This is a genomic window from Streptomyces pinistramenti, assembly GCF_020564935.1.
GTDB classification, from domain to species: domain Bacteria; phylum Actinomycetota; class Actinomycetes; order Streptomycetales; family Streptomycetaceae; genus Streptomyces; species Streptomyces pinistramenti.
In genome coordinates, this window is sequence record NZ_JAJCXB010000002.1 from 256784 (window position 1) to 275272 (window position 18489).

Here is an 18489-nt window from a genome sequence, read left to right on the forward strand (position 1 = left end):
GCCACATATGACGTCGCCCCGCCTCCCCGGCCATCTGCCGGAAAGGCGGGGCGCCCCTCTCACTCCCCGGCCGCTACTCCGGCCGAACCGCCTGAATATCCAGATCGATCCGGATCGTCGCACCGATCGCGGCGATGCCCCTGGCCAGCATCTTGCGCCAGTCCAGGGTGAAGTCCTCGCGGTGCAGTTCGGTGACGGCCCGGCAGGCCGTGCGGGTCTCGCCCGCCATGCCCGTGCCGATGCCCAGGTAGCGGGTGTCCAGCTGGACGTTGCGGCTGACGCCGTGCAGGTGCAGCACGCCCTGCACGGCCCACCGGCTGCCGCCCTTGTGGACGAACTTGTCTCCGGCGAACTGGAGGTAGGGGAAGCGGGCCACGTCCAGGAATTCCGCCGACCGCAGATGCTCGTCCCGCATCCGTACGCCGGTGTCCAGGCTCGCCGCGTCGATGGTCACCTCGACCCGGGAGTCCTGCATCCGTTCACCGATCCACAGCCCGCCCTCGAAGGTGTTGAAGCGGCCGTAGATGTCGGCCAGTCCGATGTGCCGGGCGGCGAAGCGGATGGCGGAGTGGTCGGGGTCGATCCGCCACTGGCCGGGGGCGGGCAGCGGGACCGCCGGTGCCAGTTCCAGCGTGACCGGGCGCTGCACGGTCCGCTCGCCCGCCATCACTTCGGCCTCGCACCGGACCGGGCTGAAGCCGTCGGACGTCACCACGAGCCGGTAGCCGCCGGGCGGCAGCGTCACGGTCAGCCGGCCGTTGGGATCGGTCCGGCCCTGCGTCACTTCCCGGCCACCGGAGTCCAGGACCGAGATCTCCACCCCCGCCATCGGCAGTCCGACGGGATCGTTGACGCACAGGTCCAGCGCACCAGCCCCGCGCGGGAGGGAGGGCTGGGGACTGTGCAGCGTACGGTCGCGCAGACGGTGGAGGAAGGTGAGCGGCATGGCAGGACGGGGCCCATCGATTGTCTCGGTCCGGGGAAGGACGGAGGCTGGCAGGATTACGGATTGAAATCGCACGAAAATGGTGCGGAATCCCTTCTATCCTGTCATCGCCACGTCGCCCAAATTGACCATCAGGTGTCAAGACCTAGCTAAAGGTGATGCATCTCGCACCGCTGTGGTCAACGCCTGGGCTGCCTCGGTCATCCCAGGAAACTCAGCCGGACCTCGCGGTGGGGGTTGTCCTTGTTGGTGTCGACGAGGCACACGGACTGCCACGTCCCCAGGGCCATCCGCCCCGCGACGACCGGCAGGGTGGCGTGCGGCGGGACGAGTGCCGGGAGGACGTGGTCGCGGCCGTGTCCGTGGCTGCCGTGGCGGTGCCGCCAGCGGTCGTCGGCGGGCAGTAGATCGTGCAGCGCGGACAGCAGGTCGTCGTCGCTGCCCGCGCCGGTCTCCAGGATGGCGATGCCTGCGGTGGCGTGCGGGACGAAGAGGTTGAGGAGGCCGTCGCCGCCGCGGGCGGCCTCCCGGAGGAAGGCGTCGCAATCGGCCGTCAGGTCGGCGACGGTCTCCGTCGAGCCGGTGGTGACGTCGAGGGTGCGCGTGATGAATGTGGTGCTCATGTCCCCATCCTCGTACGGCGGCTCATGCCGGGGCCGCAGCCCAGGGGCCGCTTCCGCCATACGCCCGTAACAAAGGTCCACCTGCCGAGACGGCGATTGACCCTCCTCTCGGCCCGCCGCTACGTTCGGCGGCATGTCTACGTCAGCCCAGCTCACCACGCGTGGTCACATCGACCTGCTGCGAGTGGCCTCCGCCACCTGTCGACGCGGCTGCTGACGCTTTTCCCGGTCAGGGCGTCCTCCGTCTGACACTTTCCGAGGGCTCCCGTCCGAAGGCTTCCGGCCTTTCCCGTTGTCACGGGTCCTCGGTCCGCGTTCCGTAGCGCGACGTTCCCTGCGCAAGCGTGCCCCCTGCCCGTACCCACGCGCCGCTTCCGGTGCCCGGCGTCGGCCGGGGTCCTTCGGCGCGCGCCGGCCAACTCCGTTTCCGCGCGCCCCCATTCCCCTCTTCCTCCCCTCCCCCCTCCGTGGAGTTCCGATGAGTCTCGATCAGGCCGTGGCCGGACAGGCGCCACCCGATACGTCTGCCGGGGCCGCGGCGCTCGCCGAGGAGGGCGCGCCCGCCGGGCCGCCTCCCGAGTTGTCGCGTGTGGTGCCCGTGTCCGGGCGGCGGCGGTCCGTGCCGCGGTGGCTGCGCCGTACGGTCGGGCCGGTGGCGCTCCTGGTGTTGTGGCAGATGCTGAGTGCGACCGGCGCGCTGCACGAGGACATCCTGGCGTCGCCCGGCACCATCGCGGCCACCGGAGCCGGGCTGATCTCGGACGGGACGCTGCCGTCGGCAATGGTGGTGTCGCTGCAACGGGTCGCTGTCGGGCTGGTGTTGGGCGGGGTGGCAGGTGTCGCGCTGGCGCTGGTATCCGGGCTTTCGCGGCTCGGCGAGGATCTGGTCGACGCGACCGTGCAGATGCTGCGGTCCATCCCCTGGGTGGGCATGATCCCGCTGTTCATCGTCTGGCTGGGGATCGGCGAAGCGCCGAAGATCGCGCTGATCGCGCTGGGTGTGGCGTTCCATCTGTATCTGAACGTCTACGCCGGAATCCGGGGCGTGGACGCGCAGTTGGTCGAGGCAGGCACCTCGCTCGGGCTCGGCCGCTGGGGGCTGATCCGGCACGTGGTGCTGCCGGGCGCGCTGCCGGGCGCCATGACCGGGCTGCGCTACTCGCTGGCCACCGCCTGGCTTGCGCTGGTCTTCGGGGAGCAGGTCAACGCCGATGACGGCCTCGGCTTCCTGATGAACCAGGCCAGGGAGTTCTTCCGTACCGACGTGATCGTGGTCTGCCTGGTGGTCTACGCGATCCTCGGCCTGCTCGCCGATTTCCTCGTCCGCGCCCTCGAAAGGCTGCTGCTGCAATGGCGACCGACATTCACCGGACGGTGACCCCCGAGACGGCCGACGGGGCCGGTGCGGCCGTGCGGGTCGCCGGCCTGGTGCGGTCGTTCGACGGCCGGGCCGTCATCGATGACCTCGAACTGACGTTGCGACCGGGCGAGTTCGTGGCGCTGCTCGGGCGCAGCGGCTGCGGCAAGTCGACGCTGCTGCGGGTGCTGGCCGGCCTCGACCGGGAGATCGAGGGCGAGGTGCTGGTGCCGCGCCGTAAGGCCGTGGCCTTCCAGGCGCCTCGGCTGATGCCCTGGAAGAAGGTGTGGCGCAATGTCCTGCTGGGGCTGCCGGGGCGTCCCGATCGGGGTACGGCCGTGGCGGCGCTGGAGGAGGTCGGGCTCGGGCACCGCGCCGACGCCTGGCCCAAGACACTCTCCGGCGGTGAGGCCCAGCGCGCCTCGCTGGCCCGCGCGCTGGTGCGGGAGCCGGATCTGCTGCTGCTGGACGAGCCGTTCGGCGCGCTGGACGCGCTGACCCGGATCAAGGCCCAGCGGCTGGTGGCCGACCTGTGGCAGCAGCGGGGCTGTGCGGTGCTGCTGGTGACGCACGACGTCGACGAGGCGCTGCTGCTCGCCGATCGCGCGCTGGTGATGGAGGACGGCCGGATCGCGTACGGGACGACGGTGGACCTGCCGCGGCCGCGCGACATCTCCGACCCGGGGTTCACGGCGCTGCGGGCCCGGCTCCTGGGCCGGCTCGGCGTGGCGGGCGCGGAGGAGCAGGAACAGGGGCAGGAGACGGCGGGGCCGACCGTCGCGCACTGAACACCCGGCCTCGCGCGGACGGTGTGCAGGGAACGCACCGCCGCGCACGCACACGAGAGCCGCGCACGCACACCAGAAGAGAAACGGAACGTCGATGAGATCACGACCACGGCACCTCGCCCCGGCCCTGCTGCTCCCGCTCGCCCTGCTGGTGGCCGCCTGCGGCGGCGCGGCGGGGGCGGGCGGCTCGGCGGGCGGCACCGGAAGCGGGACCGACGGCAAGGGGTCGCTGACCCTCGACGTCGGTGACCAGAAGGGCGGTTCGGAGGCCGTGCTGCGGGCCGCAGGGGAGCTGGACGACCTCACCTACAAGATCAAGTGGTCCACCTTCACCTCGGGGCCGCCGCTCCTTGAGGCGGTGAACGCCGGGGCCGTCGACATCGGTGGGGTGGGCAATACGCCGCCGGTGTTCGCGGCGGCGGCGAAGTCGAAGATCAAGGTGGTCGCCGGGGCGCACAGCCGGGCGGACGGCGACGCGGTCCTGGTGAAGAAGGACTCGCCGCTGCACCGTGCCGCCCAGCTCAAGGGGAAGTCGATCGCGGTGGCACAGGGCAGTTCCGCGCACTACCAACTCCTCGCCCAGCTGCGGAAGTCCGGGCTCTCCCCCAAGGACGTCACGCTCAGCTACCTCCAGCCGGCCGATGCGCTGGCCGCGTTCACCCGCGGCAAGGTGGACGCCTGGGCGGTGTGGGATCCGTACACCTCGCAGGCCCTGGAGCAGGCCGACGCGCGGGTGCTGGCGACCGGGCAGGGGGTGGTCAACGGCCTGAGCTTCCAGGTCGCCGCGCCCGCGGCGCTGGGCGACAAGAAGAAGGCGGCGGCGGTCAAGGACTACGTCCAGCGGCTGCGCCGGGCCCAGGACTGGGTGCACGCGCACCCGGCCGCCTGGGCCGAGGTCTGGGCGAAGGAGACCGGGCTGCCGCAGGACGTGGCGCTGGCCGCGGTCAAGCGCACCCGGGGCACGGCGGTGCAGGTGGCGGTGGACAAGGAGGCCATCGCCTCGGAACAGAAGATCGTCGACACCTTCGCCGCGTTCAAGCTCATCCCCCGCTCCTTCGACTTCGGCGCGTTCGTCGACCCACGCTTCAACGGTGGTCTGCCGCCCTCCGGCACCGCGCCGCGCACCTATGGAAAGGCCCGCTGACATGTCCGTACACCTGCACTGGTTCCTGCCGACCGGCGGCGACGGGCGCACCCTCGTCGACCGGCACGCCTACACCGACGGCGGCGTCCGGCGCGACCGCATCACCCCGGTGCGCGGGGTGCGCGGCCCCGACATCGAGTATCTGGCCCAAATCGCCAAGGCCGCCGAGCAGTTGGGCTTCGAGGCGGTGCTCACGCCGACCGGTACGTGGTGCGAGGACGCCTGGCTGACGACGACGGCGCTGACCCAGGTCACCGAGCGGCTGAAGTTCCTGGTGGCGTTCCGGCCCGGGGTGATCTCGCCGGTACTGGCCGCGCAGATGGCCGCGACGTATCAGCGTCTCTCGCGCGGGCGGCTGTTGCTGAACGTGGTCACGGGCGGCGACTCGACCGAACAGAAACGGTTCGGGGATCATCTCGGCCACGACCAGCGGTATGCCCGTACCGACGAGTTCCTCCAGGTCGTGCGGGGGGTGTGGAGCGGCGCGCCGTTCGACTTCCAGGGGGAGCACTATCAGGTCGAGGGCGGCCTGACGGCGCTGCCGCCGGATCCGCTGCCGCAGATCTTCTTCGGCGGCTCGTCGGCGGCCGCCGGGCCGGTCGCCGCGCGGAACGTGGATGTGTACCTGACCTGGGGCGAGCCGCCCGAGCAGGTCAAGCAGAAGATCGACTGGATTCGCGGTCTCGCGGAGCGGGAAGGGCGCACGGTCCGGTTCGGCATCCGGCTGCACACCATCTCGCGGGACACGTCGCAGGAGGCGTGGGCGACCGCCGACCGGCTGCTCGGCGATCTCGACCCGGACACCGTCGCGGCGGCCCAACAGGCCCTGGGCAAGAGCGAGTCGGTGGGCCAGCAGCGGATGCTGGCGCTGCACGGCGGGTCGCGCGACAAGCTGGAGATCTCACCCAACCTGTGGGCCGGGGTGGGCCTGGTGCGCGGCGGCGCGGGCACCGCGCTGGTCGGCAGCCACGCGGAGGTCGCCGACCGGATCGAGGAGTACCACGCGCTGGGCATCGAGCACTTCGTGCTGTCCGGCTACCCGCATCTGGAGGAGGCGTACTGGTTCGGCGAGGGCGTACGGCCCGAGCTGGCGGCGCGCGGCCTGCTGGATGCCGGAGCGGGCGGCACGCAGGGCGGCGGCCGGCCCGCGTGCGCGTCCGGCGGGGCTCCGCTGCTGGTGGCAGGCGGGCGCTGAGACACATGCTCCGCCCCGCCGGCGGGAAGACCTGACCGCCCTCCCGAGTTAGTAGAAACATGAACTACAGCGGAGGGCGTCCCGACGACGCGGCGCGCGAGATCGAGGTCGCGGTGATCGGCGCCGGGCAGGCCGGCCTGGCCGCCGCCTTCCACCTGCGGCGGGCCGGCTACGTACCGGACCGTGACGTCGTGGTGCTCGACCACGCGCCACACCCCGGCGGCGCCTGGCAGTTCCGCTGGCCCACCCTGACCTACGACAAGGTCCACGGAATGCACGCGCTGCCGGGCATGGAGCTGACCGGAGCGGATCCCGCGCGGCCCTCGTCGGAGGTGATCGGCGCGTACTTCGACCGCTACGAGCGGGCCTTCGGACTGCGGGTGCACCGGCCGGCGGACGTCGCGGCGGTGCGCGAGGGGGCAGGCGGCCGGCTGCGCGTCGAGAGCTCCGACGGGACGTACGCGCCCCGTGCGCTGATCAACGCGACCGGCACCTGGGACCGACCGTTCCTGCCGCGCGTCCCCGGACAGGAGACCTTCGCCGGACGGCAGCTGCACAGCGCGCAGTACCCCGGCCCCGAGGCATTCCGCGGACAGCGGGTCATCGTCGTCGGCGGCGGGACGTCGGCGGTCCAGCAGCTGCTGGAGATCGCGCCGGTCGCGGCGGCCACGACCTGGGTGACCAGACGCCCGCCGGTCTTCCGCGATGGCCCGTTCGGCGAGGAGCAGGGCCGGGCCGCGGTCGCGCGGGTCGAGGAGCGGGTGCGCGAGGGCCTGCCGCCGCAGAGCGTGGTGAGCGTGACGGGTCTGCCGATGACGGAGGCGATGCGGCAGGCCCGTGTGCGCGGCGTACTGGAGCGGCTGCCGATGTTCGCGCGCGTCACTCCCGGCGGGGTGGTCTGGGCGGACGGGCGGACGGCCGACGCCGACGTCCTGCTGTACGCGACGGGCTTCCGCGCGGCGATCGGCCACCTCGCACCGCTGCGGCTGCGCGAGGCGGGCGGCGGCATCCGCCTGGCCGGCACCCGCGTGGTGCGTGACCCGCGGATCCATCTCGTCGGCTACGGACCGTCGGCGAGCACGATCGGCGCCAACCGGGCGGGCCGGGCCGCGGTCCGTGATCTGCGGCGGCTGCTGGGTCCAGCCGACGAGCCGGGGCCCGGCACTCCCGCATGGGAACACACGAACGCGGGATCGAGTGTTCGCCAGAAAGCGTGATCGATGCCGAAAGGGGTTTCCAGGGCACCTCGCGCCGGGTGATGCTTACGGGGCGCAAGCGACGGACTGCAGAACGTCACAGCACCTCCGGTCGACTCCCTTGCTGGGCCGGAGAGTTGGTCCCACATTGCACATTCGCACAAGGAGAAACACCCCATGGACATCATCACCAACCTGCTTGCCGGCGTCTTCCACTTCGTGGGTTGGCTCGTCTGACGGACCGTGCTCCACGGCGCCGCTCCTCCCCGTCCCAGGGAGGGGCGGCGCCTTCCGTTGTGCCGGGGCGGCCGCCCGTCCGTCACGTGTCCATCGTCGTGCGCGCCGTCTCCGGCAGCGTCAGGTAGACGCAGAACGACACCAGGCAGAGCACCGCGACGTACCAGGGGAACAGGTCGGCGTGGCCTGCCGACTTGAACCAGGTGCCGACGTATGGGGCGGTGCCGCCGAAGAGGGCGACGGTGAGGGAGTACGGGAAGCCGATGCCGGCGGCCCGCACCCGGGCGGGGAAGACCTCGGCGTTCACGGCCGCGGCGACCGCGGTGTAACCGGTGAGCAGCACCATGCCGGCGCACTGCACCAGCAGCAGTGAGACGAAGGTGTCGGAGACCAGGTGCAGCAGCGGCACGGCGAGCACCGCGAAGCCCAGCGCGAAGCCGAGCAGCAGCGGTTTGCGGCCGATGCGGTCGGAGAGCATGCCGCCGAGCGGCTGCAACAGGGCGAAGAACACCAGCGAGATGGTGCCGACGGTGAGCGCGTCGCCCTTGTCGAAACCGGCGTTGACCTGCGCGTAGGTCGGCAGGTACGTGGTCCAGGTGTAGTAGGCGAGGGTGCCGCCCGCGGTGATGCCGCAGATCAGCAGGGACTGGCGGGGGTAGCGGCGCAGCCCTTCGAAGAGACCGGGGCGCGCGGCGTCCTGCTGTGCGGCGCTGTGTGTTTCCTGCGCGCCGCGCCGGATCCACAGGCCCAGCAGGCTCAGCAGCGCACCGCCGAGGAACGCCACCCGCCAGCCCCACGCGCCCATCTGCTCCTCGGTGAGCTGTGCGGCCAGCAGTGCGGCGGTGCCGGACGCCAGTAGCTGGCCGATGGTCGTGGAGACGTACTGGAAGCTGGAGAACAGGCCGCGTCTGCCGGGGCCCGCCGATTCGACGAGGAAGGTGGTGGAGGCCGCGAACTCGCCGCCCACGGACAGACCCTGGACCAGGCGGGCGATGACGAGCACGACCGGGGCCAGGACGCCGGCGGTGGCGTAGGTGGGGGTGGCGGCGACGAGCAGGCTGCCGGCGCCCATCAGCAGGATGGTGACGGTGAGCGCGGCGCGGCGGCCTCGGCGGTCGGCGACCGAGCCCATGAGCAGGCCGCCGATCGGGCGCATGAAGAAGCCGACCGCGAAGACCGCGAAGGACGACAGCAGCGGGACGAGGGGGTTGCCTGCGTCCTCGGGGAAGACCTGCCCTGCGAAGTAGACGGCGAGGAACGAATAGGCGTACCAGTCGTACCACTCGACGGCGTTGCCGACCGACGCGGCGGCCAGCTGGCGCAATGGGGACGGCGGCCTGCGCGCACCGGGTGGCCCGGCTTCCGCCAGGGGTCCGTGGTGATCCGCACTCGACATGGTCCTCCGCTCTGGGTCCTTCGCCTGAGCCCGCCGCCGAGGGCAGGCCCGTCCAACACGTGATCATGTACCGCGAGGGCGGGCGGCCGCCAGGGTCGGGGGGCGGACGAAATGTGCGGGCAACATGAGGGGCCGCGGGGCGGACTGCCCACCAAGGCACGGAGCGCCTCCGGTGGGCGACGGCGCGTGGTGAAGTGGCGTACCGGGGGCTTGTGTTGGGGCGCGCGGTGTTCGATCCTGCTGCTTCCTGTTGCCTTACGTTCGGAGTTGTCGCATGCCTGCTCGCCGCATGTCCCGCCGTTCGTTCCTGGTCGCCGGCAGCGCACTGGCGGGCTGGGCCGCCTTCGCGGCGCAGAAGAGCGCCTTCGCCGCGGGCAGGACCGCGACCGCGGGCGGCGAGTGGAACGCGCAGCCGCAGGTCTTCCAGGTGAACCGCGAGGCGGCGCGGGCCCGACTGATCCCGTACCGGGACGCCGATGCGGCGCTGGCCGGTGTGGCAGCGGAATCCCCGTACTACAGATCCCTGAACGGCAGTTGGCGCTTCCACTGGTCCAAGAACCCGGACGAGCGGCCGGCCGGATTCCACGAACCGGGCTACGACGACAGCGGCTGGGACCTGATCCCCGTACCGTCCAACTGGGAGATCCAGGGCTACCCGGAGCCGATCTACCTCAACATCAAGTACCCCTGGACCGGTTACGAGACGCCGGTGCCGCCACACGTCCCGGAGGGGTTCAACCCGGTCGGCTCCTACCGCCGCGCCTTCACCGTGCCGGGCGACTGGCACGGGCGCCGCACCCTGCTCTCCTTCCAGGGCGTCAAGTCGGCGTTCTTCGTCTGGGTCAACGGCGAGCGGATCGGCTACAGCGAGGACAGCTACACCCCGGCCGAGTTCGACATCACCGACGCGCTGAAGCCGGGCCGCAACACGCTGGCGGTCGAGGTCTACCGCTGGTCCGACGGCAGCTGGCTGGAGGACCAGGACATGATCGACCTGTCCGGGATCTTCCGCGACGTCCACCTCTATGCGATACCCCCGGTGCACGTCCAGGACCTGGAGATACGCACCACCCTGGACGACGCACTGCGCGACGCCGAGCTGACCGTGACGACGACCGTACGCAACCGGGGCGCGGCAGCCGCAGGCGCGCACCGGCTGACCGCGACGCTCCACGACGCCGACGGCACGGAGGTGCTGCCGAAGCCGCTGACCGCGGACGTCGGCTTCGGCGACGGCAAGGACGTGACGGTCGCCCCGCACACCACCGTCAAGGCCCCCCGCCTGTGGTCGGCCGAGGATCCGCACCTCTACACCCTGGTGGTCACGCTCGCCGACGCCGCCGGCCGTGCCGTCGACGTCCAGCGCACCCGGCTCGGCTTCCGCAGCATCGCCCACGGCCCCGGCACCTTCACCGTCAACGGGCAGCCGATCGTGCTGCGCGGCGTCAACCGCCACGAGTCCGACCCGGACCACGGCCAGGCGGTCACCGCGGAACGGATGCGACAGGACATCCGCATCATGAAGCAGCACAACATCAACGCGGTCCGCACCTCGCACTACCCCAACCACCCGTACTGGCTGGACCTCTGCGACGAGTACGGCCTGTACGTCGTCGGCGAGGCCAACCTGGAGTCGCACGGCGTCCGCGAGGTGCTGCCTGCCGGGCTGCCGGAGTGGACCGATGCCTGCCTGGACCGGATGCGTTCGCTGGTCGAGCGGGACAAGAACCACCCCAGCGTGGTGGTCTGGTCGCTCGGCAACGAAGCGGGGCAAGGCGCCAACTTCCGCAAGATGGCCGACTGGACGCACGGCCGCGACCCGTCCAGGCCGGTGCACTACGAGGGCATGAACGACGTCGCCGATCTGCACAGCGAGATGTACACCGCGCCGGACGGCGTCGAGAAGTACGGAAAGTCCGGCAACCCGAAGCCGTTCATCCTGTGCGAGTACGCCCACTCGATGGGCAACAGCACCGGCAACTTCCAGGAGTACTGGGACGTCTTCGAGCGCTACCCCAACCTGCACGGCGGCTTCATCTGGGACTTCGTCGACCAGGCCATCCGCCTCCCGGTCCCCGGCGATCCCCGCCGCAGCTACCTCTCCTACGGCGGCGACTGGAAGCCCGGCTACCCCACCGACAAGAACTTCTGCTGCAACGGCATCGTCTCCGCCGACCGCACCCTGCACCCCGCCGTCCACGAGGTGAAGAAGGTCTACCAGACGATCCGGATGGCCGCGGCCGACCCGGCGAAGACGCAGATCACCGTCACCAACCGGCAGCTGTTCCGCGGTCTTGAGGACTACGAACTGCGCTGGGAGGTCACCCGCGACGGCGAGCGGATCCAGCACGGCAGGCTGCCCGCGCCCGCCGCCGGGCCCGGCGCCGACGCGACCGTCCGCATCCCGGTGAAGCGGCCGGCGCGCCCCGCACCCGGCGCCGCGTACTGGCTCAACCTGTCGTTCGTGCTGCGGCAGGACACGCGCTGGGCGGAGGCCGGACACAGCGTCGCCGCCGAGCAGTTCGCGCTGCCCTGGCACAGCCCGGCACCGGCCGATCCGGCGCCGTCGTCGCTGCCGCCGCTGAAGCTGTCCGAGACCGACGCGAAGGTCACCGTGACCGGCCGCGGCGTCGAAGTCGTCCTGGACCGGGCCACCGGCACCCTGACCGCCTACCGGCACCGCGGACGCACCCTGCTCTCCGGCGGCCCGGTGCCCAACTTCTGGCGGGCGCCCACCGACAACGACATCGGGCGCGGCGCCCAGGACGCGCTCGGGACCTGGCGCGATGCGGGCAGCGGGCGCACCGTGACCGGCGTGCGGGCCGCCCAGCCGTCTCCGTCCGAGATCACCATCGAGGTCACCGCCACCCTGCCCACGTCACCCGCCGTCTCGCACTGGGACACGGTGTTCACGGTGCGCGGCGACGGCGAAGTGCGGGTCGCGCACACCCTGCGTCCCGGCGTGCTGCTGCCCGATCTGCCGCTGGTCGGCGCGCTGTTGACGGTGCCCGCCGGTCTGGACACCTTCGACTGGTACGGGCGGGGCCCGCAGGAGAACTACTGGGACCGGCACACCGGCGCGTTCGTCGGCCGCCACCGCACCACCGTCGAGGCCCAGTTCGGCCCGTACGTCCGGCCCCAGCAGACCGGCAACGTCACCGACGTACGCACCGCATCGCTGACCGCCCGTGACGGCACCGGGCTGCGGGTGAGCGCCGAACCGGGCGAGGGTGCACCGCTGTTGGAGCTGAGCGCGCTGCACCACACCCCGGCCGACCTGGACGGTCCGTTGCATCCCTACGAGCTGAAGCGGCGCCCGGAGATCCATCTGGGCGTCAATCACCGGCAGATGGGGGTGGGCGGCAACGATTCCTGGGGCGCGCCGCCGCTGGAGAAGTACCTGCTGCACGCCGACCGTACGTACCGCTACGGCTACCGGCTCGCGCCCGTCCGGGGCGGGTCCGCCGGGTGACCTGCCCATGGGCAGGCAGCGGGTGCATACGCAGCGCGGGGGCCGGTGTCCCCCGCGCGGCTACTCTGCGGGTGCCCGTCCCGCCGTGCGGGCGGCGTGCAGGGCGAGGGCGATGAGCGGGAGCTGGCCGGGCAGCCGGCCGTAGGCGAGGGCCTTGAGCGGGGCCGGGCGGTGCCGCCAGTCGTAGGCCATCTGGACGTTGGCGGGGAAGACGGCGGCGAACAGCCCGGCAGCCGCGAGCGCGCCGGCCCTGCGGGTGCGCAGCAGGGCGACGGCGGCGGCGACGGCGAGTTCGGCGGCGCCGCTGGCGTAGGTCCAGGCGCGGGCGCTGCCCGGCAGGTGGCGGGGCACGATCGCGTCGAACGGCTTGGGCACGAGGAAGTGGGCGACGCCGGCCGCGGCGAGCGTACGGGCCAGCAGTCGGGCGGAGAGTGCGGTGGCTGCCACGGTGTGCTCCCGGAACGGTCTGTCGGGCGGCCGGGACGCAGGGTGGGTGCGGCGGCCACCCCGACCATGGAACCGGCCACCGCGGGCCCGACCTTACCCGTGGGTCACTTACCGGGTCACCACCTGATCACCGGCAGGTGTGAGGCGTGCGTCACGGCCGGCAGGATCCTGGTGCGCGTCGCGCCGCAGCAGCGCGGCATAGCGTCCGTCGGCGGCGAGCAACTGGTCGTGGGTGCCGCGCTCGGCGATCCGCCCGCCGTCCAGGACCACGATCTGGTCGGCGTCGCGGACGGTGGAGAGGCGGTGCGCGATGGTGACCGTCGTACGGCCCCGGGACAGCGCGTCGATGGCCCGCTGGACGGCGTGTTCGGTGCGGGTGTCCAGGGCGCTGGTGGCCTCGTCGAGCACCAGGACGGGCGGGTCGCGCAGGATGGTGCGGGCGATGGCAAGACGCTGTTTCTCGCCGCCGGAGAAGCGGTAGCCGCGCTCGCCGACGAGGGTGTCGTAGCCGTCGGGGAGCGACGCGATGTGGTCGTGGATCTGGGCAGCCCTGGCGGCGCGTTCGATCTCGTCGTCGCTCGCGTCGGGCTTGGCGAAGCGGAGGTTATCGGCGACCGAGGCGTGGAAGAGGTAGGTCTCCTGGGAGACCACGCCGATCGCGCGGGACAGGGTGGCGAAGTCGAGTGCGCGGACGTCGGTGCCGTCGAGGGTGACCCGGCCTTCGGTCGCGTCGTAGAGGCGTGGCACGAGGTAGCTCAGGGTGCTCTTGCCGCTGCCGGTCGCGCCGACGACGGCGAGGCTGCTGCCGGCCGGGACGGACAGGTCGATGCCCTGGAGGGTGGGCGCGTCCGCGGTGTCGTAGGCGAAGCCGACGTGCTCGAAGCGGATCTCGCCGCGGGGGGCCGCGAGGCGTACCGGTTCGGCGGGCTCGGTGAGGGCGACGGGCAGGTCGAGGTATTCGAAGATGCGCTGGAAGAGGGCGAGCGAGGTCTGCATCTGGACGCCGGTCGACAGCAGCGAGACGGTGGGCCGCAGCAGGCCCTGCTGGAGCGAGACGAAGGCGACCAGAGTGCCGAGGGAGAAGGCGGGGCCGCCGATCTGGAGGACGAGTCCTGCGGCCCAGTAGATGAGCGCGGGCATGGCGGCCATGACGATGCCGATGGTGGCCATCCGCCAGCGGCCCGCCATGTTGGAGCGGATCTCCAGGTCGACCAGGCGCTCGGACTCGTCGGCGAAGCCGCGGGTGAGGGAGTCGGCGCGGCCCATGGTGCGGCCCAGGAGGATGCCGCTGACCGACAGCGATTCGGTGACGATCGCGGACATGACGGCCATCTGCTTCTGCCGCTGGGTGGTGATCCGCTTGCGTTCGTTGCCGACCCGGCGGCTGATCCAGACGAAGAGCGGGAGCAGCAGCAGCGAGACGAGGGTGAGCCGCCAGTCGAGAGCGAGCATGGCGACGACGGTCGCCACGACGGAGGTGAGGTTGGAGACCAGGGAGGTGGCGGTGGAGGTGACCGTGGCCTGCATGCCGCCGATGTCGTTGGCGATCCGGGACTGGACCTCGCCGGTGCGGGTGCGGGTGAAGAAGGCCAGCGGCATCCGCTGGAGCTTGGCGTAGACGGCGGTGCGCAGGTCGTGCATGACGCGCTGGCCGACGGTGGTGGAGAGCAGGGTCTGCAGGACGCCGAAGACGCTGGTGATCACGGCGGTGAGGATCATGCCGAGGGCGAGCAGGGTCAGCAGGCCGGTGCGGCGTCCGGGTATCGCCACGTCGAGTATCTCGCGCAGCAGGAACGGCGAGGCGACCGAGACCAGCGAGGAGGCGCCGACCAGGAGGCCGACGAGGGCCAGGCGGCCACGGTAGGGACGGAAGAGTGCCAGGATCCGCCGGAGCTGGACCGGCTGGTCCGGGTCCTTGGGCGGTGGGGTCCACTCGGATTCTTCGCGGCGCATGAGCTCCTTCGGGAGTGTGCGGGGAGGCGGACGTCGTGCGACGGAAACGGAGCCTAGCTCATTGTTACCTATACTCACAATGAGCGAGGTCCTGTTATCCTCCGTCCATGTCCTCACCCGAGCCGACGCACAGCACCTCCCAGGTCGCCGAACAGCTGGTACGGCTGACCCGGCGGATGCACCGCGCGCAAAAACGCCGCATGGAACAGCTGGACATCGCCTTCACCCCCGCGCAGTCCCGGCTGCTGCGGATCGTCGACCACCACCGCGACACCCCGCCCCGGATGGCCGACCTCGCCGAACGCCTCGAAGTGGTGCCCCGGGCAGTGACGACGCTGGTCGATGCCCTGGAGGCGCACGGCGCGGTCCGCCGGGTACCCGATCCGGCCAACCGCCGGGTGGTACGCATCGAGCTGACCGACACCGGGCGCGCCACGCTCGACGCGCTGCGCAGCGCGCGCCGGGCCGCCGCGGAGGACATCCTGGCTCCGTTGACCGCGGAACAGCGCGAGGTGCTCGGCGGCCTGCTGGCCACCCTGGTCGACGGGCCGGGGCCGCGCTGCTGAGCCGGTAGCCGAGACCGGAGGATTCGCCATGCCCCTGCTGGAGCCGAAGCCCGGGGCCCTGCGCCCGCACTCCACCGGGGCCCCCTCCCCCGACCGGGTCGCCGCGGCCCGTGCCCCCGGCACCCCCGAGCCGCTGCGCGGCGACCTGATCGCCCTGCTCGGCCCTGCCAAGGTGCTGCACACCCTCTCCGACCTGGTCCGCTACGCGTCCGACGCCAGCCCGTACCGCTTCGTCCCGCAGGCCGTGGTACTCGCCGAGGACATCGACGACATCTCCGCGGTCTTCTCCTACGCCCACGGCAAGGGCCGCCACGTCGTCCTCCGCGCCGCCGGGACCTCCCTCAACGGCCAGGCACAGGGCGAGGACATCCTCGTCGACGTCCGCAGGTACTGGTCCGGCATCGAAGTGCTCGACGGCGGTGCCCGCGCCCGCATCAGGCCCGGCACGACGGTGCTGCGGGCCAACGCGGCGCTGGCCCGGCACGGCCGGGTGCTGGGGCCCGACCCGGCCAGCGCCGTCGCCTGCACGCTGGGCGGCGTGGTCGCCAACAACGCATCCGGGATGACCGCGGGCGTCACCCACAACTCCTACCGGACGCTGGCATCGGTCACCCTCGTCCTGCCGTCGGGCACCCTCGTCGACACCGCGGACCCGGCGGCCGACGCGGAACTGGCGCACGCCGAGCCCGAGTTGTGTGCCGGGCTGCTCGCACTCAAGGACACCATCGAGGCGGACGCGGACCTGGTCGCCAGGATCCGCGCCAAGTACGAGATCAAGAACACCAACGGCTACCGCCTGGACGCCTTCCTGGACGGCAGCACCCCGGCCGAGATCCTGCGCGGCCTGGCGGTCGGCTCCGAAGGCACCCTCGGCTTCATCGCGGAGACCGTCTTCGACACCCTGCCGCTGGACCGTCACACCTCCACCGCGCTGCTGTTCTTCCCCACCCTGCGGGCGGCGGCCGCGGCCGTGCCGCGGTTCAACGCGGCGGGCGCGCGGGCCGTCGAGCTGATGGACGGCAACACCCTGCGCGCCTCGGTGAACGTCGCCGGGGTGCCGGCCGACTGGGCCGGCCTGCCCAGGGAGACCACCGCGCTGCTGGTGGAGTTCCGGGCGTCCGACGAAGCCGCCGCGCACGCGTACGAGCAGGCCACCGAACGGCTCCTGGAAGAGCTGGAGTTGGTCACGCCGGTCGCCTCCGTCACCAACGCCTTCACCCGCGACGCCGGCACCATCGCCGGCTACTGGAAGGCCCGCAAGGCATTCGTGACGGCGGTCGGCGGCTCCCGACCGGCCGGCACGACGCTGATCACCGAGGACTTCGCGGTACCACCGGACCGGCTGGCCGACGCCTGCGCCGCGCTCCTCGCACTCCAGGCGCTGCACGGCTTCGACGCCGCGGTCGCCGGCCACGCCGCGCACGGCAACCTGCACTTCCTGCTCGCCTTCGACGCCGCGCGCCCCGACGACGTGGCCCGCTACGCCGCGTTCATGGAGGAGTTCTGCACGCTGGTCATCGACCGCTTCGACGGCTCCCTCAAGGCCGAGCACGCCACCGGACGCAACATCGCCCCGTTCCTGGAACGCGAATGGGGGCCACGGGCAACGGAGTTGATGTGGCGGATCAAGCGCCTCATCGACCCGCACGGCATCCTCGCCCCCCGTATCCTGCTCGACCGCGACCCCAAGGCCCACCTGCGCGGCCTCAAGACCATCCCGCGCATCGAAGCGGTCGCCGACCCCTGCATCGAATGCGGCTTCTGCGAACCGACCTGCCCCAGCCAGGACCTGACCACCACCCCACGCCAGCGCATCGTGCTGCGCCGCGAAATGCTGCGCCAGCCGCCGGACTCACCGGTCACCGGCGCCCTGCTGGCCGCCTACGGCTACGACGCGGTGGACACCTGCGCAGGCGACTCCACCTGCAAACTGGCCTGCCCGGTGGGCATCGACACCGGCGCGATGATGAAGGACTTCCGCCACCGGCGGCACTCCCCGCGCGAAGAACGGACGGCCGCGCTGTTCGCCCGGCACTTCGCGGCCGTCGAACGGGCCGCCCGCCTCGCTGTGGCCGCCGCCCAGCGGATCGACGACCGGCTGCTGGAATCGGCAACCGACGCCGCCCGCAAGGCCGTACGTCCCGACCTGGTACCGCGCTGGCTGCCGCAGATCCCCGGCGCCGCGGCCCGCGCCCTGCCCGCCACCGCGAAGACGGCAGCGGCCGCGGTCTACTACCCGGCCTGCGTGAACCGCATCTTCGGCGGCCCCGCGGGACTCCCGGGCCCCTCGCTGCCGGAAGCGGTGGTCGCGGTCTCCGGGCGGGCCGGCAAGCCGGTGTGGATTCCGCCGGACGTGACCGGGACCTGCTGCGCCACGATCTGGCACTCGAAGGGCTACGACCGGGGCACGGTGGTGATGGCCAACCGCATCGTCGAGGCGGCCTGGGGCTGGACGGCCGGCGGGCGGCTGCCGCTGGTCGTGGACGCCTCCTCCTGCACCCTCGGCATCGCCCACGAGGTGATCCCCTACCTGACCCCCGCCAACCGCGCCCTGCACGCCGAACTCACCATCGTCGACTCCGTCGTCTGGGCCGCGCACGAACTCCTGCCGCACCTGGAGATCCACCGGACGGCAGGCTCCGCCGTCCTCCACCCCACCTGCTCCATGCGGCACTTGGGCGACGAGGCGCAGCTGCGGGAGGTCGCCGCGGCATGCGCGCGGGACGTCGTGGTCCCCGACGACCTGCGCTGCTGCGCCTTCGCCGGGGACCGCGGCATGCTGCACAGGGAACTCACCGAATCGGCGACCGCGAAGGAGGCCGCCGAGGTCGGCGCCCGCGCCTTCGACGCCTACCTGTCCGCGAACCGGATGTGCGAGGTCGGCATGGACCACGCGCTGGGCCGCCCCGCCTACCACTCGGTGCTCGTGGAACTGGAGCGGGCCACCCGGCCGCCGGCACCCCGCGAGTGACACGGCACGGGCACCCACCCGGCCTCCCGTACGGGGACCGGGCGCTTGCGGGTGCGGATACAGGCTCTCCGACTCGGCCCGTCTCACCCGGGCACGCGGGAGACCTGGTACCCGTTACGGCCCCGCGGCCGAAGCACCGGAACCCGGGGCCGGCCGGGCCCAGCTCGCGCAGCCACTCCGGCGTGGTCGCCATGATCG

At 72.1% G+C, this 18489-nt stretch carries 14 protein-coding genes; 9 read left to right on the forward strand and 5 right to left on the reverse strand.

Going from position 1 to position 18489, the window contains the following annotated elements; translation table 11 throughout:
* Positions 1–73: 73 nt before the first annotated feature.
* On the reverse strand, positions 74–946 hold the full coding sequence (locus LIU39_RS02665) for a YceI family protein (RefSeq protein WP_227044084.1): 873 nt from the start codon (positions 944–946) through the stop codon (positions 74–76).
* 200 nt (positions 947–1146) lie between these two features.
* Positions 1147–1569, reverse strand: coding sequence for a secondary thiamine-phosphate synthase enzyme YjbQ (locus LIU39_RS02670; protein ID WP_227044086.1), 423 nt, complete (start codon positions 1567–1569; stop codon positions 1147–1149).
* A 133-nt stretch (positions 1570–1702) separates the two neighbouring features.
* Between LIU39_RS02670 and LIU39_RS35470 the strand changes: the two genes are divergently transcribed.
* From LIU39_RS35470 to LIU39_RS02695, 6 genes are all read left to right on the forward strand, one after another.
* A complete protein-coding gene (locus LIU39_RS35470) occupies positions 1703–1786 on the forward strand; it encodes a putative leader peptide (RefSeq protein WP_372463791.1) in 84 nt (27 codons plus the stop codon).
* A 261-nt stretch (positions 1787–2047) separates the two neighbouring features.
* Entirely contained in the window at positions 2048–2947 is a 900-nt protein-coding gene (locus LIU39_RS02675; protein WP_227044088.1) for an ABC transporter permease, read from the forward strand.
* Entirely contained in the window at positions 2920–3714 is a 795-nt protein-coding gene (locus LIU39_RS02680; RefSeq protein ID WP_227044090.1) for an ABC transporter ATP-binding protein, read from the forward strand. Before LIU39_RS02675 ends, LIU39_RS02680 begins: the two co-directional genes overlap by 28 nt.
* Before the next feature lie 94 nt (positions 3715–3808).
* Positions 3809–4858, forward strand: coding sequence for an ABC transporter substrate-binding protein (locus tag LIU39_RS02685; protein ID WP_227044092.1), 1050 nt, complete (start codon positions 3809–3811; stop codon positions 4856–4858).
* Between the two features lies 1 nt (position 4859).
* Positions 4860–6053 carry an LLM class flavin-dependent oxidoreductase gene (locus tag LIU39_RS02690; RefSeq protein WP_227044094.1) on the forward strand — a complete coding sequence of 398 codons (1194 nt, stop codon included), beginning with the start codon at positions 4860–4862 and terminating at the stop codon, positions 6051–6053.
* A gap of 59 nt (positions 6054–6112) precedes the next feature.
* Positions 6113–7270, forward strand: coding sequence for an NAD(P)-binding domain-containing protein (locus LIU39_RS02695; protein WP_227044096.1), 1158 nt, complete (start codon positions 6113–6115; stop codon positions 7268–7270).
* A 298-nt stretch (positions 7271–7568) separates the two neighbouring features.
* Here the strand turns inward: LIU39_RS02695 and LIU39_RS02700 are convergent, their stop codons facing one another.
* Positions 7569–8882, reverse strand: a complete 1314-nt coding sequence (locus LIU39_RS02700) for an MFS transporter (protein ID WP_227044098.1) — start codon at positions 8880–8882, stop codon at positions 7569–7571.
* 274 nt (positions 8883–9156) lie between these two features.
* Here LIU39_RS02700 and lacZ point away from each other — a divergent pair, with 274 nt between their 5' ends.
* On the forward strand, positions 9157–12354 hold the full coding sequence (gene lacZ / locus LIU39_RS02705; RefSeq protein ID WP_227044100.1) for a beta-galactosidase, LacZ type: 3198 nt from the start codon (positions 9157–9159) through the stop codon (positions 12352–12354).
* Positions 12355–12414: 60 nt separating this feature from the next.
* Here the strand turns inward: lacZ and LIU39_RS02710 are convergent, their stop codons facing one another.
* Together LIU39_RS02710 and LIU39_RS02715 are read right to left on the reverse strand one after the other, a co-directional pair.
* Complete coding sequence (locus LIU39_RS02710; RefSeq protein WP_227044102.1) at positions 12415–12801, reverse strand: DoxX family protein; 387 nt, start codon at positions 12799–12801, stop codon at positions 12415–12417.
* Positions 12802–12909: 108 nt separating this feature from the next.
* The gene (locus LIU39_RS02715) at positions 12910–14754 is read right to left on the reverse strand and encodes an ABC transporter ATP-binding protein (RefSeq protein ID WP_227044103.1); all 1845 of its coding nucleotides are present in this window, start codon (positions 14752–14754) and stop codon (positions 12910–12912) included.
* Positions 14755–14861: 107 nt separating this feature from the next.
* On the opposite strand from LIU39_RS02715, the gene LIU39_RS02720 reads away from it, so the two are divergent.
* Positions 14862–15320, forward strand: coding sequence for a MarR family winged helix-turn-helix transcriptional regulator (locus tag LIU39_RS02720; RefSeq protein WP_227044106.1), 459 nt, complete (start codon positions 14862–14864; stop codon positions 15318–15320).
* 28 nt (positions 15321–15348) lie between these two features.
* Positions 15349–18291, forward strand: a complete 2943-nt coding sequence (locus LIU39_RS02725; protein ID WP_227044108.1) for an FAD-binding and (Fe-S)-binding domain-containing protein — start codon at positions 15349–15351, stop codon at positions 18289–18291.
* The last annotated feature ends 198 nt before the right edge of the window (positions 18292–18489 follow it).

What these genes read in the sequence shown, in the direction of transcription:
- LIU39_RS02665 (WP_227044084.1), bottom strand. Translation starts at nt 946, where the DNA reads ATGCCGCTCACCTTCCTCCACCGTCTGCGCGACCGTACGCTGCACAGT.
- LIU39_RS02675 (WP_227044088.1), top strand. Translation starts at nt 2,048, where the DNA reads ATGAGTCTCGATCAGGCCGTGGCCGGACAGGCGCCACCCGATACGTCT.
- LIU39_RS02715 (WP_227044103.1), bottom strand. Translation starts at nt 14,754, where the DNA reads ATGCGCCGCGAAGAATCCGAGTGGACCCCACCGCCCAAGGACCCGGAC.
- lacZ (WP_227044100.1), top strand. Translation starts at nt 9,157, where the DNA reads ATGCCTGCTCGCCGCATGTCCCGCCGTTCGTTCCTGGTCGCCGGCAGC.
- LIU39_RS02680 (WP_227044090.1), top strand. Translation starts at nt 2,920, where the DNA reads ATGGCGACCGACATTCACCGGACGGTGACCCCCGAGACGGCCGACGGG.
- LIU39_RS02700 (WP_227044098.1), bottom strand. Translation starts at nt 8,882, where the DNA reads ATGTCGAGTGCGGATCACCACGGACCCCTGGCGGAAGCCGGGCCACCC.
- LIU39_RS35470 (WP_372463791.1), top strand. Translation starts at nt 1,703, where the DNA reads ATGTCTACGTCAGCCCAGCTCACCACGCGTGGTCACATCGACCTGCTG.
- LIU39_RS02725 (WP_227044108.1), top strand. Translation starts at nt 15,349, where the DNA reads ATGCCCCTGCTGGAGCCGAAGCCCGGGGCCCTGCGCCCGCACTCCACC.
- LIU39_RS02695 (WP_227044096.1), top strand. Translation starts at nt 6,113, where the DNA reads ATGAACTACAGCGGAGGGCGTCCCGACGACGCGGCGCGCGAGATCGAG.
- LIU39_RS02690 (WP_227044094.1), top strand. Translation starts at nt 4,860, where the DNA reads ATGTCCGTACACCTGCACTGGTTCCTGCCGACCGGCGGCGACGGGCGC.
- LIU39_RS02685 (WP_227044092.1), top strand. Translation starts at nt 3,809, where the DNA reads ATGAGATCACGACCACGGCACCTCGCCCCGGCCCTGCTGCTCCCGCTC.
- LIU39_RS02720 (WP_227044106.1), top strand. Translation starts at nt 14,862, where the DNA reads ATGTCCTCACCCGAGCCGACGCACAGCACCTCCCAGGTCGCCGAACAG.
- LIU39_RS02670 (WP_227044086.1), bottom strand. Translation starts at nt 1,569, where the DNA reads ATGAGCACCACATTCATCACGCGCACCCTCGACGTCACCACCGGCTCG.